Source organism: Gammaproteobacteria bacterium (genome assembly GCA_029881255.1).
Lineage (GTDB): Bacteria > Pseudomonadota > Gammaproteobacteria > S012-40 > S012-40 > JAOUMY01.
The window spans coordinates 520,295-534,842 of the sequence record JAOUMY010000001.1 but is presented as its reverse complement, the minus strand read 5'-3'; the positions used below and the strand labels follow the sequence as shown (position 1 = coordinate 534,842).

Below are 14,548 nucleotides of genomic sequence, written 5' to 3'. Positions count from 1 at the left end.
CGATGAAGGAATCTGATCTATATCTGCCTCTGAAAAAATTTTTTGAAACTCAAAACTACGATGTCAAAGGTGAAATCCATAACTGCGACGTTCTTGCAGTACGCGACAATGAGGAGCCCGTTGTCGTAGAGCTAAAGTTGATTTTGAATCTTGATGTCATTCTTCAGTCGGTTGAACGCTTGGCGCTTACATCCAAGGTTTACATCGGCGTGCCTAGACAATGCAAAAGCCTGAATCGTCGACGCAAGCAGCTTATAAAATTGCTCAAGATGCTGGGCCTGGGTTTGTTGTTGATCGATCCAAAAAGCAAACGTGCAAAAGTGGAGGTGTTGCTTGATCCCGCTGAATACAAGCCCCGCAAATCAAAACAACGGCAGGAGCGCTTACTTGGCGAGTTTGTTAACCGAGTAGGTGATCCAAACCTGGGTGGCATCGAAAAGAAAATCGGCACTATAACAGCGTACCGTCAAAAATCCCTGGCAATCGCCCAATTCCTGCAACAACAAGGACCGACCAAAGCAGCGAACATTGCCAAGTCCCTGCAGGAACCAAAGGCTAGAAATATTTTGTATAACGATGTGTATGGTTGGTTCGATCGGGTGTCGCTCGGTGTTTACGATTTATCTCCGCGGGGGAGGCGTGAGGTAGCAGTATCTGGAGGTTAGTGTCCTGAATACGTAGCTCGCAAGTGCTTGCAATTAAAGCTGTACGTATGTACAGTTGTTACTATCTCCAGCAATCAAGAGGTAAGGACGAAAATGGCTGTATTAGCAAAGTGGTTATGTGATAGGGATGGAAGCATGTTTGACAGCAAGAAAGACGCAGAGGCGCATGACAAGGTGTTAGAACTGGCTGAACAGTTTACCGAACTGCTCATTGCAAACATACCTGGTGTAAATAGCCAGAAGGCGGAGCAATTCGGCCTCCTGCTCGCGAATAATAAAGACCAGGTGATCGAGGCGTGTAAAGGAAATGTTAGTGCCCTGTCTTCACTAGGTGTCGTGCAGGGCGAAGTGGAAATTGAGGAAGATAATGTTACTCGTTTAGTTGCAGAGGCATAGGCGAAATAAGCTTTTCCTCCGGAAATTCGGGATTAGAGCTCAGTGGTTTTTAATTTTTTAGAGCTGTGCTCTGTCCCGGATTTTTTTTAAACATCGTTAGGCAAGCTCGAAACAAATACTCAAATTAGTCGCCCATTGTTAGTTCTTCTACCACAGACTAAGCTCAACTCCATTGTAATAGGCAGACATTTTCTCGACACTTTTCAGAAAAAAAAGGAACAAAGTTGATTTATACTACTTTTGATCCTTTAAACGAATGCCCTCTTTTTCAATCAAAATAATCTGTTGCTTGTACAGGTTGCCAATTGCCTTTTTGAATGCCGCTTTGCTCAGGCCGAAGGCCTTGTATATATCTCTAGGATCGGACTTGTCGTGAAACTTCGCATAACCGCTGTGTTTTTCTAAATAGGTCTTAATGATACTGGCATTTTTGTCGAGCTTCTCTTTGCTGCTATGCAACATCAAATCAATTTTTCCATCCGGGCGAATATTCTTTATATAGCCTTTCACGTATTGCCCAAAGCTCAAACGCTGTTGTACTTCATCCTTGTACAACACCCCCCAATGGCTGTGATTGATAATGGCCTTGAAACCAAGCTCGGTGCTGTTCGCTATGATTAAATCGACGGCCTGTTTCGGTTTGAAATTGTGTGACTTTTGTTCATCGATGAATTTATCTACTTTGGACGAGGCAACAATGCGCCCGTCGGCTTCGTTGATATACAAGTACACCAGATATGAGTGACCCACCTCCATCGGGCGGTGTTGTTCGCCGAACGGGACTAAAAGGTCTTTGTCCAGGCCCCAGTCAAGAAAGGCGCCGACTTTTGATACATCCTTAACCTTTAAATAGGCGAACTCGCCCACACGGGCCTTGGCTTTTTGTGGAGTGGCAACCGGTCTGTCTTCCGAGTCCAGATACAGAAACACCACAATAAAGTCGCCGACTTGTAAACCCTTGGGCGCCAGCTTGCGTGGCAGCAAAATCTCGCCTAGATTCTCCGCATCAAGGAAAAACCCGAAGTCCATTTCCTTCACAACGTCCAGTTCGTATTCTCTGCCTAGTTTAATCATTTGGGTTGTCGAAGCCTGTGCCAGGGTAAGTGTTTTGCATTATACCGTTAGTAGAGGAAAAAGTTGTAGGAGCGTACAGTTGGCTTGGTGCAATGGATCTTCTCATGCCCCCAACAGCCTTGGTTGCAAGATGGTGTGTCCCCTGCCAAAGCGCTCCAAACCGCTATTTTTGGACTCAGCAATGGCTTTATGTCAGTATTTTGTTACCTAATAGAATTTTTCTCAAAGGTAAGCATATACGTGAAATTCCTGGAAGGTCTTGATAGTGATATAAAGCGTAGTCTACTCGCTCAGTTGAGGAACCTTTGGTCGCACACCTCAACTTCATTGGAAGGCAACACACTGCCATACAAAAGGAACAGATACCCGATATCTAAAAGCCCGTCGGTGCTCGGAAGCGAGAGCCAAATGGTACGTATTCCGTTGATGACAATGATAGGTAGATCTGCATTGAATACACAAAAGTGGAGGATACGCCGGGTTTAATGAAACAGTAGATTGACTTGTTGAACAAATTTAACGCAGTTGAACATGATCGCAACGAAGCAATTCAAGCGTATTCAACTCTGCATATGTCGTTTGTGCACATCCACCCCTTCATCGATGGCAATGGACGAATGGCTCGTTTATTAGCTAACCTGCCAGTTCTCAAATCAGGATTACCGCCAATTACGATTAGGTAAAAAAAGCGGCAAGAGTATATTCGCCTTTTGGCTAATTATGAGATCGATGCCGGTCAATTAAAATTGGGTGGTAATATCTACAATGTAAAATCGATCCTTGCCTTCATGTAGTCTAATTTCAAATACGCCCGTAAAATTTACCACAACGTTGGATCAACCGCATAAAATCTCACCAATTCTTGATAGAGTTCTGGTTCCTCGCTCTGAAACAAACGACTTCTTTCAAAAAACATTTCACTCGCAACCGCAAAAAATTCACCTGGGCTAGCAGCACCGTAGGGGTTAAACACAGACTTTTCGCCAGTATGCAAATTGTGAAGCAATCGGTTATAGGCCGTCTGAAACGTTTTTGACCATACGTCATAATTTTTTGCATGCTCAAGTAAGGGGGCGCCATTGGCAGTGCCATTGGTATGATCTAAAAGATGAGCAAATTCATGAATTACAACGTTCTCTCCGTCTTTGATATTGATCATTCCTGCGTAGGCATCATCCCAGGACAGAACTATCTTTCCGGTCTCCCAGGCCTCGCCCGAATTTACATTCTGTTCTTCAGCAATAGTGCCGTTCGCAAGCTGTCTATTGTGTTTGACTATAAATGCAGACGGATAAACTAGTATGCTTTTCAGTTCGTCGAAATACTCATACGGTTTATTGATGACGAGCAGGCACGCCTGTGCAGCTATTAATAACCTATGTTCTTCCGTTATCTGAAAACCATCGCAGCCAACAAACTGTTTCTCTTGAATGAAGAGCTGTATGCGTTGGTGTAGCCCTTCTTTTAACAGGTCTGGAATTTCCCGGTATAGCGGCCATTGGGTTAACAAAACATTTTTCCACTTCGCTGGAAAGCTTGCGTCTTTAATCTGTTTTCGACGTCGCGCACGCCATCGCGGCTTGTAGAGAAGATAGGTAATAACTGTAAAACCGAGCAGAAGGACGAAAAATAAAGGAATTGACAATGTAGCCTCCGCAGTTGGCTTTGAAACAACCAATAGTGTTACTAGTATACGGACAACTGAGGTTATGGCGTCTGATAGGTGAAATTCCAAGAGGTATAGGAATAAGAATTAACAGGTCCATCTTATTCCATTTGCCTACAAAAGATTGTGAATATAGAAAGCTTTATTAAGGTCTTGTCAGTTTGAGTAAACGATTAAAAGGTAAGAGCGCTACATCGCTGAACATTCAAAAGACCTGGGAGACCTCGATTTCTCAAGGTCTTCCTTACCATAAAATGTCTTAGATGGCGTTGAACTGAGCGTAGAACTTCAAGTGTTACACTACCCGCCGCAGAAAGTCGCAAAAAAACTGTTCTTAGTATGACGAGGACGAGATTTATATTGAGAAGCGCTAACTCTGTCACGTCCTATTTCGGGAAGTGATTCGTTAGCTATCACTTCGAACATACCGGGCAATCCGGCTTCTTCTTTAACTTCATCTCCCGCCATTCCATATAGATGCCATCAAAAATCAGTAGCCGTCCGGAAAGATCCTGCCCCAAGTCGGTAAGCACCTTGATGGCCTCTATCACCTGCATTGAACCTATCACGCCGACAACCGGCGCCAGTACGCCACTGGCGGCGCAGGTTTCCCAATGGCTTGCGGCGGCATCATCGGATTCTTTATACAAGCAGCGGTAGCAAGGTCCGGTTCCGATGTCTGGTCTGAAGGTTGTGACCTGGCCTTCAAATCGAATGGCCGAGCCGGACACTAGGGGTGTTTTTTCTTCCACGCATATACGATTTAGTAAAAAACGTGAGTCAAAATTGTCGGTGGTTTCCAAGACCACGTCAGCCAGCCTAACCTCCTCTCGTAATTGTTCCTCGTTCAGTTTTTCATTGTATGTCGTAATCTTGATTTCGGAATTGAGGCTCTCAAGTTTTTCTCTGGCCGAATCGACCTTCGGTCGGCCAACGTCGTTATTACCGTGTAGAATTTGACGTTGTAAATTGTGCAGTTCGACCACGTCGAAGTCCGATAGCACAATGTGCCCCACCCCACTACTGGCCATATACATGGCAACTGGCGAGCCAAGCCCGCCTGCGCCAATGATCAGGGCACGGGATTGAGTTAACTTATACTGCCGATCATAGTCAAAATTTGGCAGCATCATGTGGCGGCTATAGCGTACCAATTCTTCATTATTCATGACTAATCCCCATAAGTAGTCAATTTAGCGATAATAGTAGCATTAACGCCTATAGCAAAGGTTAAAATGGCAATGTGTTTTCTGCCTTAATGTCGAAATCTTGGAGTTAAATTTGTTCAAAATTTTAACCCTATTTGTGGTCATATTCTTGGCAATTTCGTGTTTCCACACGGATTCACCAGCCGGTCTATCTTACAAAGGGGCCAAAGCTCCAGTTATGTTAACAACCGAAAATGCTGTTGAGCATTTCACTTTGTATTTCAGTTCGGTATACGAGACTTTAGACGCTGCCCAAGAGGCAGCGCGATATGCGTTGTGGATTTCAATTTTCGGAGACCGGGATATAAGTTGGGTAGGCAAACCAGAAATAGTCTCTGCGTTTAAACTTCAGTTGGCGACGAAGGAACCAATCATCTATGAACTGCAAAGTGATTGCGGCGGTACTGCGTCAACAAACCTGCTTACTCTAACCAATCAATCTGGAACGGAAATTGGCTATACCGTCAATTCTGTATTTAATGAGTATTGTTTTGAAAACGCCACTATCTCCGGCCGAATAAATATTGATACAAATTGGGAGAACGATCTCCTTCGAGCGGTAACGCAATTCACTGAACTTTCAGTATCCGATTCTGAAAATGATTTAAAACTAAACGGCATCGTGACATTTAGCGAAGAGACAAAACTTCTTGTCACACTGAAAGCAGATATTCTGAAGGAAAATACTGCTGATTCTATGCAAACCTTGTTGGAAGGGCTAAAAATCGTTAGAACCTCTGAAGTAACTGACAACGAAATACTTGCGAGTCAGGTGTATCAATCAAAAATTTACCTATCTGAATTTGGGCTTCTTACGCTTAGTACCTCTAATCCGTTTTCTAAACTTCCGGGGTACATAGGTGGGTTGCCCTTGGGGGGTGCGGCAACGCTTTTTGGCGATGCCGGCAGTCTCCATTTTGAGGTAGTGAGTAATTCTTACCAATTAAGCGTCGATGAAAATAATGACGATACCTATGAGCAGGAATGGACAGGGCTGTTGTCAGAGCTGCTAACCAACTCCAGGGCCTTTGATATACCCGTGCCAGGTCTACTCAAGTAAACATCATGTCAAAACGCTGAGATCTCTATTTGTAAAAGCATGCGCAATATATCTATCCGTGCTTTGCATATTCCAAAGCCTCTTTCATATATCCCTCGTAGTTCTTCTCGAATTTCGAAGGAATCAATACCCACTCCTTGAACTTTTTCCCGGTCAGATTAAACGCCAATCCCTCCCCAGTAGCGATGATTTCATCAACTCTTTGAGGCGATACCTTCACGATCAGCGCGTCTTGCTGTGTAAACATCATTGCCATGAACGTGCCTTGATAGCGCAGACATGGCGAATTCATCATGGTGGAGTATTCAACGCCCTCTTCTTTTACAAGTTTAGCGGCAACTTTTTCATAACTCATTCTAGTTCTTCCTGGAAGTAGTTAAGGAGCGTTTGATTGTTTTCGAGATTGCGTGGTCCCATCAACATGCCACGAAGACCGTGTGTCTTGAGCGAAGACAAGGCTAAAGGTGAGTCCGCCTCAATATCGACGCGTTGAATTTTACCAATTTTCATAAACGGTGTTGGCTCTCCTTTCTTCTTTGGGAGTTGTTTGAAAAACCTTTTGATGTCCTCGATCACGCTTTCTTCTGTTATGTCGACTTGTGTAACCTCGCCTATGAAGGCGATTTGTTTGTGGGGCGCAGCCAGGTAAATATATATTTTGTCACCCTTGCTTACCTTAGTCTTTGCCGGCCAGTACACCGTCTTCTTAGAAAATGCGCCAAGTACATCGTGATATTGTGTGTTTGCGGGATATAGCCAGTTTGCCATAAAAATCTCCAGATAGTTTGGGGTCTGCACTCAAGCAGACCCCGGTTTGGTTGAACGCTACATCGAAAACTCTTGTATGAATTCTCGTGGATCGTAATAAATGGAAACGGATTGGATTTTGCCGTCCTTGATGTTGTAGAACTCGGCAAGATCAAAAGCTAGCTCATTGCCTTTGGGTGATTTGATCTTGATGGTTCCCTCTGTAGCCACTGTATTTTCACCTGCGGCTTGATGGTGTAGATCATAGGCAACAACCATCTTGAAGAAGTCCAGGTTCAATTTGATAAAGTCGTCTTTGCCCCTTACCTGTTCTACCGGTCCGGTAAAAACAACATCATCTGAAACCAAACTCTGCCAATGATTGTCTCCCGCCTGCATTGATTGCATGAACGCCTGCCATACCTGTGTTGATGGGGTAGTCATTTCTTTCTCCTTTGTCCAATTAAAAAACTGATTAAAAGTCTGTTTTGCCTCTAATCAGAACTTGGACAAATGGGCAGAGGTTTTTGAACGGGATTTGGGGAAGTTTTTTGAAACGTGAGAAAAAAGCTCCCATAGGGGGCTAACGTGGTGCTGACTTATCAGGTAACAGATTGCTTGGAAGAACCAGAGAGTCTGGGTACAAGACTCGATCTAAAATCTTGTATCGCAGCCGATTCGCTGATGGATGCAGATACTCATCACATTACGCTAGATGAAGGAACGCAATGTGAAGGAGTCTCCGGTTCGATTGGAAACATTATTAAGGACAATATGAAAAACAAATACGATATGTCATCAAACTAGATTAGTCACCCGCAGGAAGCGATGTGCCCGGCTCATTGAGCCGGGTCTTTTTTTTTGTCCTTGTCGGAATATGACATTCGTTCGGCCCATTCAGGAAGATTTTCAAGAAAGTAGATGTGAATGTCATGTTGTGTATTGTTGATGGGGTCGGTCGAACGCACAATATCGAGACGAAGCTCTAGTAGTCGTTCACTGTCTGAGCTTTCAGCCTCTTGCACCAGTGCGAGTTGGTTGGCTTCCTGGTGAGCACTTTGTTCTGAGGTTAGAAACCCCTTCAAGGCAGTACATTGATTACAGACGCCTTGCTTCTTAATCAGAGCACAGCGATTATCGAACAGTTTAATCATAGTCTTGCGTGCGTCGACGATGCCGTGTTTTACCTTTCCTTCGGATAGGCCAGTAGTGGCTTCAATCTCAGCTTGTTTGAAACCGTAAACATCCTTGAGTAGAAGGCAAACCTGTTGAATTAGCGGCAGGGTTTTGCTGATACAGGTAAAACAGTAGTCCAGATGTTGTCGAACTTCAAAGTTAGCATCCGGTGTAGATGCCCAGATTCCGTACAGCTTTTCTGACATAGTACTGTCCTGAACGTGCAGGTCCTTGCCCTTATCCTGGAAATCCTCTCTCCACCGAGCCTGGTGTGAAAGAATATTCTTCGCGAGGTTGGTTGCTATGGAATATACCCAGGTTTTAAACGAAGACTCACCACGAAATGAATCCATATTTTCAGAGAACTTAATATAGGTTTCTTGCAACACGTCTTCGCAATCCGCTCTATTCGCCAGCAGTCGAAACAAATATCCGCGAAGTTCATCTCTGAATTCCAGATATTGCTGCAAGTAGGTATCAACGTTCACAAATCGTCCTTGATTACATTCTTGATTTTGGATTATTCCGCTGGGTTCCGAACAGCGAAATTATGGCATGTTGTGTATCTCAAAACGCAAGATCGATCATCATGCATTCATAAAAGCTTGTCGGTTGTGCCTGTCTCGAATGAAGAAGAAAAATATAGTAAATAGTAGAAATTCAAATGCGATTGAACCTAATTTTCTTCGTGCCTTGAGGTTTTTTGCAATGGTAACTATGGCTGTGCTTCCATTTTCAAAAATTACATTACCTTCCTCAACAACAAACACGAGATTAAAATAGATGTTGTTGACGTATTCCTTTGCTAGTAGTGGGATTGCAATTTCGCGCTCAGTTGCATCGCCTTTATCCCAGTGTACGCTTCCTTCGATTGTGCCAAAGTCTATATCACGATATGCGGTACCATCTGTCGTATAGTAACGCAACGTAACGCCTGATAGTGGTGCTGAAGTAGGTTTTATACGGAATACCATTTCTTCGCTGCTGGCGTCCAATAGCAATTTTTCGATATTGAACGATGCGGCGAATTTTTGTGTATCAGGTAATAATTCCTCTACGGTTATACGAACCACACCGTCATCCATGCCTTGGTGACCATCGGTTATAGTATAGGTAAATTTGTCAGTCCCAACATATCCTGCTTGTGGAGTATAGGTAAAGGTGCCGTCATTATTGGAATAGACTGTGCCATGATCCGGTTGGCTAAGTTGCATAACAATTAATTGATCACCATCAGCGTCAGAATCATTTTCAAGCGCATTTCCAGTGACCAATTCCGTTCCTTTAGTTGTTTTGTAGTGATCATCAACGGCAACAGGTGCATCGTTAACGGAATATACCTCTATTTTTACTATGGACGGCACTGAATTGATATGACCTTCATGTGCCGTAGGAGTAGCATTTACGAAAACAGTAGTAGTGACGGGTAAAGACTCGGCGTATCCGTCGTTTACCGTTAGTTGAACAAGATATTCCCCTGGCTCAGAAAACGATCGTCTGAGAATTGGTGAAGTCGAAATCTCAACCCCGTCTAGTTTCCATGAATAATTAAGCTGCGCAAGTTCTGCGTCGTGAGACAAGGCGCCGTCGATTTCTACTGGTGTATTGTGAAAGGTTGTAACACTGTTAGGTATCATCGCTGTTGGAGGCTGATTAATGATGACGGGTGTTTTACTCGTCGATGTTAAGCCATCGTTGTCCGTGACCGTTACACTGAATGTCAAAACGTTTTCGTTTTTTGTGGATAAGGCAGGTGCAAAATACATGACCTGAGAAGAAGGAGAGATATTGTAATATGTATTGTCTCCCCAGCACGCCATCGCACCCTGTTCGTTAAGTAGACAGGAATGTTTAGCCCCTGTGCTAATCTGCGCAATGTTTGAGTAGAACTGTATAGGCGATGTAGGCGAATAAACCTCTGTAAAATCGCGTGCACCGGTTTGCCCAGTATCAGATTTACCCCAGCAATAGGTTTGTTTGTCAGTAGCCAATGCACAAGTAAATCGGGTTCCGGCGGATAACTGTGTAAAGTCGTGTTCTGTGACGACTAGGGAAGGAGAAAACACCAGGTAATTTTTGTCCTCCGTACCAAGCCACCCTGGCCCGTTCGTTCCCCAACAATAAAGCTTCCCGTCGTCTCCAATTCCACAGCTATGGCTATCCCCTACAATGAAATCCAACCATGATGTCGCATTGTTCGGTGTGGGAACAATCATGGGTTGTGTTGCTTCGCCAATGGTATCGCCAATTCCGAGCTGTCCCTCGCCGTTACTTCCCCAGCACCATAAGCTATTACTGGTATCTAGCGCACAGGTGTGTGAAAGCCCGGTCTTTACCGTTTTCCAAACGGCATTTGTCACTGGAGAATAAATCTGACCTGGACTAGCTCGACTGGAGTTGTCTCCCAGGCCAAGTTGTCCTGAACTATTTCTTCCCCAACAAAACAACTGACTGTCTGCGTCTACGGCACAAGAATGGTACCTGCTCGAATCCACCATTCTCCAATTTGTGCCATCCAGTACCGCCACGTAGGCTAATATTCCATTACCACCACTAATAGCGCCTAGCTGGCCCTCGGAGTTATCTCCCCAACAATAGAGTCTGTTGTCGGCCGATATTGCGCATGTGTGTCTAGCGCCGGTTGAAACCTGTTGCCAGGTGGTTTGTTCTGCAAATTCGACTACCACTGGTGTTTTGTGTTGATATTCATATGAAGGTATTTGCTGAAAATAATTACTACCCCAACACCATAAAGATTGCATCGAGTCGATCGCACAAGTATGGTGCTCACCGGCAGAAACCATTTTCCAGTGTACGTTTGCAGGAGGAGTAACAAAGCTGGCCTGTTGCGAATCCACTGACTGTATTTCCACCGTGTTGCCGGAAATTTGTTGCCACCGATAATCTACTAGATAACCGTCAGTATCAAAGCTGTAGTTGGCATCAAGCGTGGCAGTCTCTCCAGACGAATAAATCTGTGTGCCTCCTGCTAAAGCTATTGGAGGAGAAATGACAAAAAAGGATTTTGTGACTGGCAGAGAGTCTGCTTCTCCATCATTTACTATCAGCTGTACAGTGTGGTTTCCAGGCGTAGAAAACGCATGAAAAAATAAAATAGAATTTAGTATTCCAACGTCATCAATGATCCACTTGTAACTGAGGTTATCACCGTCGGGATCAAAGGAGCCAGAACCTGAAAAAGACACTTCGTGTCCAAGAACAACTCTGCTATTTTCGCTCGACAATATTTCTGCAGTAGGTGCGCGATTGGGGATAACGACGGAAGTAGTAACCATAACAGAATCACTAAAACCATCGTTGACTAACAAGGAAGCAGTGTAATTCCCCTTGTGTGTGTAAACATGTGTGGGAGAAATTCCGTTTGCGCTACTTCCGTCGCCGAAGTCCCAAATATAGCTAAGCATGTCACCATCTGCGTCAACAGAACCGGATCCATCGAAGGCAATTTCACTGCCGACATATCCCTGATAGGGTCCGCCTGGGTTCGCAATCGGTGTTGTATTTACAATTATTTCTATGAAATGTTGCGTGCTGTTGGAAAGTATTCCGTCACTAACTGTTAGCGTGACATTAAATACACCTGTGCTTGCAAAAATATGAGCGGGATTGGCAAGGGTTGAGCTTTGTCCATCACCAAAATCCCAGCTATAGCTAATCGATTGATTATCCGGATCATGAGAAGCCAAGGCGCTAAGATTAACTGGGACACCTAATGCGCCAACAAGTGGCGCCGTAATTTCTGCCACAGGAGAACGATTTTCCAATGTTACCGTTGCGGTAGATGTAGATGTGCCATATCCGTCACTAACTGAAAGAAACACGGTGTATATACCAGGAGCGTTATAGGTGTAAGAGGGTGAAATGCCGAATCCAACATTGCCGTCACCAAAATCCCAATTGTAGCCAAGAGCATCACCATCCGGGTCGGTAGACTGGCTGCCATCGAGAGTGATGATCTGATTTGCATAACCCGTATAGGGTCCGCCTGCACGGGCGGCGGGTAACTGGTTGGGACCAATAATAACCGATGTCGTCGCAGGCAAAGAGTCTTCAAATCCATCGTTTACTTTTAACGTTGCTTCAAATACGCCTCTTTGCGTGTATGTGTGTACGGGATTGTGTTCTGTACTGATGGTTCCGTCGCCAAAATTCCATGCATAGCTAAATACGGCATTGGACCGATCTGAGCTTGCCGAACCAAAAAAATTGACGGGTTGGTTTATCTCACTCTGATATGCGCCACCAGGGTTGGCGACTGGCCGAAGAGCGGGCCTGAAACGTATCGCTTTATTGTTGTTCAAAGATGGCGTTTTATACGAATACTGTACGCCCTGGCTGCCGTCGGAATTTTCGATTCCTACTGTGGCCTGGCCACCGTTATCAGCTTGGCTTCCAAAGAGGACGTCCTGGTACTGCAGTACGATATCGTTGCTACCTTCGTGCAATATGGCCTGAAATGTTCCACCATTGAGCGAGCCATTGAATACAGAGACATCATTCCAGCTGATAACCAGTTTTCTATTGGGCGCGACCCCAAACTGTGCCGAGTAGATATTTCCGTTCAGTGAAGGATTCAAGTCACTCCACAATACCGCTATATAATTATTGGGAATGATAGGTGAAGGTATTGCGGTGTTGGCGCTGAGTGCTGACCCTTTTCCAAACGTTAGCATGCCGTTTGAGCTGACATAGGCAATTTCATATGCGTTACCGAAAAATCGGAAAGGAAAACCCATGTCAACTTGCGTAGATTGGTCATCTCCCAAACTTAGAGACGTTCCACCGGTAGCGTCCTGCCAGTTAAAAGGAATGGTATCGTCTACTTGATAGTCCTGACTCTGACTTATCGTACCAACAATCGTTATTGAGGAAGTTGAATAGACATTGTGAGTAGCGGTAAATTCTAATGTGACGTCGCCATAAGCATCGGGTTTCCACGATATTGAATACTTTCCGTCACCTGCTTGCTCATCTCCATTTAAACCGGAATCATTTAAATATTTAACATTCGCTCCATTTAACTTGACGCTTAATTGCGCGTTCTTAACTTGTTGGTCGCAACTATATACCTTGACGCTTATGACCTGTTCGTCACCGGTGCGAATATCAAAGTTATTCGATAAAGATGTTGAAACGATACGCATGTCCCCAGGTACACAACTAAATGCATCGCTAATATTTATTCTGCCTTTGCTGATGGTCTTTTCACTCAAGGTATCAGAGTAGCTAGAAGTTGATATTAGTAGTTGTTTGATTTGTTCGGGTGTACGCGTCATATCCTCGGAAAGAAGTAATGCCGCTGCGCCTGAAACATGAGGGGCGGCCATTGATGTGCCACTGAGTAGTCGATACGTGTCGCCAAGTACGGTCGAATAGATCGCTTTGCCTGGCGCCGCAACATGTACAGATTCAGGCCCCCAGTTAGAAAAGCCCGCCAGGTTTCCATAGCGGTCAAATGCCGCAACGGAGATAACGTTTGGCAGATTAAATGAAGAGGGGTAATGTTTAGACATGTCGATATTTATTGAGGAATTGCCGGCAGCGGCGACGAGGGTGATGCCTGCATCGTTTGCTGCAGATACAGCATCAAAAAGAAGCTGAGAATAACCGCTGCCACCCCAACTGGCATTGATGATGTTTGCACCCATATCGATTGCGTATTGAATCGATTGTATTGCATCACTTGTATATCCCCCACCGCGGGAAGTTAGAAACTTAACGCTCATAATCTTCGCCGACCAGGCTACGCCAGCGACGCCAACCCCATTGTTTGCGCTTGCCGCTATTGTGCCTGCGACGTGAGTACCGTGTTCGTTGTCATCAATGGGATCACCATCGTTATTGGCGAAGTCGTAGCCGAAGACATCGTCTATGTAACCATTTCCATCGTCATCAACACCGTTGTCGGCGATTTCGTCGTTATTGATCCACATATTTGAGGAGAGATCTGTATGCGTATAATCGACGCCAGTGTCGACTACCGCAACAACAACGCCATTGCCGTGGTTAGAGCTATTCCAAACACTTTCGACGCTTATATCAGTTCCGGAAGTTCCGCCTGCTTGTCCCGTATTTACCAATCCCCATAGCTGACCGAAGGACGGATCTGTCGGTACCGTACTGGTTGTAAGAACAAAATCCGGCTCGATGACTTCTATGTCAGGATCTGTGCTCAATTGTTTAAGGAGCATTTCCATCTCAGTCTTATCGGAAATACTGAGTCTGTGCCAACGGTCTAAGCCGTGATGTTTTGCGGAATGTGTGAATTGTCGAGAGAAATTTTTCTTTGAACGGCCGAATAAAGGCTTAATATCCTGTATGTTTTGATTTCGTGCTCGCAATCGTTGAGACTGAGCGACACTTGAAGCTTTATATTTTATGAGTAGGCGATGCGGATGTTGCTTTTCGGTGTCGGGCTGTCCAGGTGGGCTTGCAAAGGTAGTGGTGCTTAGGACGATAAAGGTGAAACAGAAAAGAATTTTGAACACAGAGCTCATGAACGCCTCTATTGCCGAGTTTTTATTTTTATGAGCAC

General features: G+C 44.7%; 12 protein-coding genes. 4 read left to right on the top strand and 8 right to left on the bottom strand.

Annotated elements, in window-relative coordinates:
* Window positions 1-2: 2 nt before the first annotated feature.
* A complete protein-coding gene (locus OEZ43_02480; protein MDH5544428.1) occupies window positions 3-665 on the top strand; it encodes a DUF2161 family putative PD-(D/E)XK-type phosphodiesterase in 663 nt (220 codons plus the stop codon).
* A gap of 93 nt (window positions 666-758) precedes the next feature.
* Window positions 759-1,061 carry a YebG family protein gene (locus tag OEZ43_02475; protein ID MDH5544427.1) on the top strand — a complete coding sequence of 101 codons (303 nt, stop codon included), beginning with the start codon at window positions 759-761 and terminating at the stop codon, window positions 1,059-1,061.
* Window positions 1,062-1,295: 234 nt separating this feature from the next.
* On the opposite strand, the gene OEZ43_02470 is transcribed toward OEZ43_02475, so the two are convergent.
* The 3 genes from OEZ43_02470 to moeB all read right to left on the bottom strand — a co-directional run bounded on the left by OEZ43_02470 (window position 1,296) and on the right by moeB (window position 4,970).
* Window positions 1,296-2,135 (bottom strand): S1-like domain-containing RNA-binding protein, encoded by an 840-nt coding sequence (locus OEZ43_02470; GenBank protein ID MDH5544426.1) that lies wholly within the window; start codon window positions 2,133-2,135, stop codon window positions 1,296-1,298.
* A gap of 820 nt (window positions 2,136-2,955) precedes the next feature.
* On the bottom strand, window positions 2,956-3,780 hold the full coding sequence (locus OEZ43_02465; protein ID MDH5544425.1) for a zinc-dependent peptidase: 825 nt from the start codon (window positions 3,778-3,780) through the stop codon (window positions 2,956-2,958).
* Window positions 3,781-4,214: 434 nt separating this feature from the next.
* Complete coding sequence (gene moeB / locus OEZ43_02460) at window positions 4,215-4,970, bottom strand: molybdopterin-synthase adenylyltransferase MoeB (protein MDH5544424.1); 756 nt, start codon at window positions 4,968-4,970, stop codon at window positions 4,215-4,217.
* A 112-nt stretch (window positions 4,971-5,082) separates the two neighbouring features.
* Here moeB and OEZ43_02455 point away from each other — a divergent pair, with 112 nt between their 5' ends.
* Window positions 5,083-6,069: a hypothetical protein gene (locus tag OEZ43_02455; GenBank protein MDH5544423.1), complete on the top strand. Its 987-nt coding sequence runs from the start codon at window positions 5,083-5,085 to the stop codon at window positions 6,067-6,069.
* Window positions 6,070-6,121: 52 nt separating this feature from the next.
* On the opposite strand, the gene OEZ43_02450 is transcribed toward OEZ43_02455, so the two are convergent.
* Genes OEZ43_02450 through OEZ43_02440 form a run of 3 tightly spaced genes read right to left on the bottom strand, consistent with a single transcriptional unit; the run spans window position 6,122 to window position 7,260 of the window.
* Window positions 6,122-6,424, bottom strand: coding sequence for a hypothetical protein (locus OEZ43_02450; protein MDH5544422.1), 303 nt, complete (start codon window positions 6,422-6,424; stop codon window positions 6,122-6,124).
* Window positions 6,421-6,837, bottom strand: a complete 417-nt coding sequence (locus tag OEZ43_02445; GenBank protein MDH5544421.1) for a hypothetical protein — start codon at window positions 6,835-6,837, stop codon at window positions 6,421-6,423. Before OEZ43_02445 ends, OEZ43_02450 begins: the two co-directional genes overlap by 4 nt.
* Before the next feature lie 57 nt (window positions 6,838-6,894).
* Window positions 6,895-7,260, bottom strand: coding sequence for a nuclear transport factor 2 family protein (locus tag OEZ43_02440; protein ID MDH5544420.1), 366 nt, complete (start codon window positions 7,258-7,260; stop codon window positions 6,895-6,897).
* A 147-nt stretch (window positions 7,261-7,407) separates the two neighbouring features.
* Here OEZ43_02440 and OEZ43_02435 point away from each other — a divergent pair, with 147 nt between their 5' ends.
* Entirely contained in the window at window positions 7,408-7,623 is a 216-nt protein-coding gene (locus OEZ43_02435) for a hypothetical protein (GenBank protein ID MDH5544419.1), read from the top strand.
* A 32-nt stretch (window positions 7,624-7,655) separates the two neighbouring features.
* Here the strand turns inward: OEZ43_02435 and OEZ43_02430 are convergent, their stop codons facing one another.
* Entirely contained in the window at window positions 7,656-8,480 is an 825-nt protein-coding gene (locus OEZ43_02430; GenBank protein ID MDH5544418.1) for an RNA polymerase sigma factor, read from the bottom strand.
* Between the two features lie 99 nt (window positions 8,481-8,579).
* Complete coding sequence (locus tag OEZ43_02425; protein MDH5544417.1) at window positions 8,580-14,204, bottom strand: PKD domain-containing protein; 5,625 nt, start codon at window positions 14,202-14,204, stop codon at window positions 8,580-8,582.
* Window positions 14,205-14,548 lie beyond the last annotated feature (344 nt).

What these genes read in the sequence shown, in the direction of transcription:
- OEZ43_02480 (MDH5544428.1), top strand. Translation starts at nt 3, where the DNA reads ATGAAGGAATCTGATCTATATCTGCCTCTGAAAAAATTTTTTGAAACT.
- OEZ43_02440 (MDH5544420.1), bottom strand. Translation starts at nt 7,260, where the DNA reads ATGACTACCCCATCAACACAGGTATGGCAGGCGTTCATGCAATCAATG.
- OEZ43_02450 (MDH5544422.1), bottom strand. Translation starts at nt 6,424, where the DNA reads ATGAGTTATGAAAAAGTTGCCGCTAAACTTGTAAAAGAAGAGGGCGTT.
- OEZ43_02445 (MDH5544421.1), bottom strand. Translation starts at nt 6,837, where the DNA reads ATGGCAAACTGGCTATATCCCGCAAACACACAATATCACGATGTACTT.
- OEZ43_02425 (MDH5544417.1), bottom strand. Translation starts at nt 14,204, where the DNA reads ATGCTCCTTAAACAATTGAGCACAGATCCTGACATAGAAGTCATCGAG.
- OEZ43_02475 (MDH5544427.1), top strand. Translation starts at nt 759, where the DNA reads ATGGCTGTATTAGCAAAGTGGTTATGTGATAGGGATGGAAGCATGTTT.
- moeB (MDH5544424.1), bottom strand. Translation starts at nt 4,970, where the DNA reads ATGAATAATGAAGAATTGGTACGCTATAGCCGCCACATGATGCTGCCA.
- OEZ43_02470 (MDH5544426.1), bottom strand. Translation starts at nt 2,135, where the DNA reads ATGATTAAACTAGGCAGAGAATACGAACTGGACGTTGTGAAGGAAATG.